At 34.1% G+C, this 1,901-nt stretch carries 1 protein-coding gene; it reads right to left on the bottom strand.

Annotated elements, in window-relative coordinates; all coding sequences use genetic code 11:
• Positions 1-70: 70 nt before the first annotated feature.
• Positions 71-1,726 (bottom strand): hypothetical protein, encoded by a 1,656-nt coding sequence (locus tag JWG44_RS10735; RefSeq protein ID WP_205274956.1) that lies wholly within the window; start codon positions 1,724-1,726, stop codon positions 71-73.
• Positions 1,727-1,901: the final 175 nt, after the last annotated feature.

Below are 1,901 nucleotides of genomic sequence, written 5' to 3'. Positions count from 1 at the left end.
AGCAATGTGCCGGAGGCCGGAGTGAGCGCGAGCGGGAACCGTGAGTCGCGAACGAAGTGAGAAGCCGAAGTTAGGCGACGTTTAGCTGACGCTCGGTATTGAATCCCTTTTCGACTAAGTGTTCCAACTTAGCTGCGCCTTCTGAGAGTTTTTTTAAAGCCGTTTGCATTTCAGTTTGTGAAATTTTAGGGCCATTATAATCAGGGTTTTTCACAATCCCAAGTAATGATTTGGCACATTTATTGTGCTTATTACCAATTTTTCTAATTTCGTAAATATTCTTAATAGAGATATCTTCTGTCTTCAAATTCGATCGTATTTTTTTATCATAATTTTTGAAGAAATCGATCAACTTAATTTCACTTCCCATTATATTAAGTACCGAATGTGGTGGCAAAGTCTCAATCACTTCTTTAACATAGATATTATTATTTGAAAGCATACTTGCAAAATTTCCACTCTGAGCGACTTCGCGCACGAGAATTCTTCTTAAGCCTTCTGGAGTTGACTTTGCATCAGCTTCAATTAAAACAGATTCAATATCCATATCAATTATATAGTAGTTGGAAATAAAATCCTTTTGTGCTTGAGATAGAGATCGATCAATCTTTTTAATATTCCTAATCATTTCAATGTGATGCTTTTTAGCACTCGGAATAACTTTCTTTTGCATGAAGCCATATGGAGTTTTAATTTTATGTTTTTTGAAAATATAATCAATATCAAATAGAAAGAGAAACGGATCCGTTGGTAAAAGTTGAATTAATTCACTTTTGAAATTAAAAAGAGCCTTACTGAAGGGCTGAGGATGTAGAATATTTTTCAATTTTTTTAAGGCAAATTCTTGAGAGTCTTGAGAAACGTTTTGTTTTATTAAATTTTTTTGTTCTTGCTCCCAGTAGTAAAAATTTTCTCCGTACTTGATAAGCATTTTAATCGGATTATTTCTTTTTCTATATTTCAATAGAGTAGAAATATCTGTATGACCTTTCTTGATTAATTGCTCTGCAACAGTTAAAAGTGCCTCATGACTAAATTTTTGTTTTAAGCTTTCTTCGTAAAATACGATATTTCCGCTGGCAACTTCAGCTTGTAACTTTTTGGCTTCTGTAATACTGAGAAAATCGACTTGTTGATTCAAATCAAATTTCCCAGCAGCTAATTTATTTTTCGCCATCTGCAACAAAGACAAAAACTCGTGCTTTGCATTTCCTTTCTGAAGGGGGATTGAGATTATGTAAGCTAAAAGTTTTGCTTTCGAAAAAGGATAAAGATCCATTAAAAAATAAAAAGCGAACAATCTTCGCCCTTCCGAAAGATCTCTAAAATTAAGGTCAATAATTAAGCGAACAAATCTAAATTCAATGTTATCAAAAAGTTCGTCCTTAACCCATAATGGAAAGAGAATATTCGAATAATTCTCAATGGTCTCTGTACTAAAATCCTTAACCACCTTCATTTCCAAAAGTTTTCCTTTAATTCTATTAATTTCTGAAAATACCAGAGCTTTAAAGTGCTCTTTAGATCGAAAAGATAAAATGATCGATTTCAAATAAAATAAGTACGCGACTATTGCAAGAATCAATTCCCCCGCAATTTTATATTTATCCAAATATTCAAGGAATGATTTTATACTTACAATACGATTATCACCGAAAAATAGATAGGCATATCCTTTGACTGAATTAGAAAGAAGAAGGAGTGAAATCACTGCTGTAGTTGCCAAGACTGGATCTCGGAAAAAAGGAGATACGAATAATGACACGTATCCAAGGGGATAACTGAGTATTTTAGAAAGTATTCGTTTCATATTTGATTAGCTAAATGTCGTCTAACGAAAGAGGCTTCTCGACGTTGCGTCCGCAAGCGCCTGTGCGCGATGCGGTTGGCACGAGGTTCGA

The organism is Leptospira ainazelensis, assembly GCF_016918785.1.
In the GTDB taxonomy this organism is placed as follows: Bacteria; Spirochaetota; Leptospiria; order Leptospirales; family Leptospiraceae; genus Leptospira; species Leptospira ainazelensis.
This window is presented reverse-complemented; position numbering and strand designations above follow the sequence as displayed.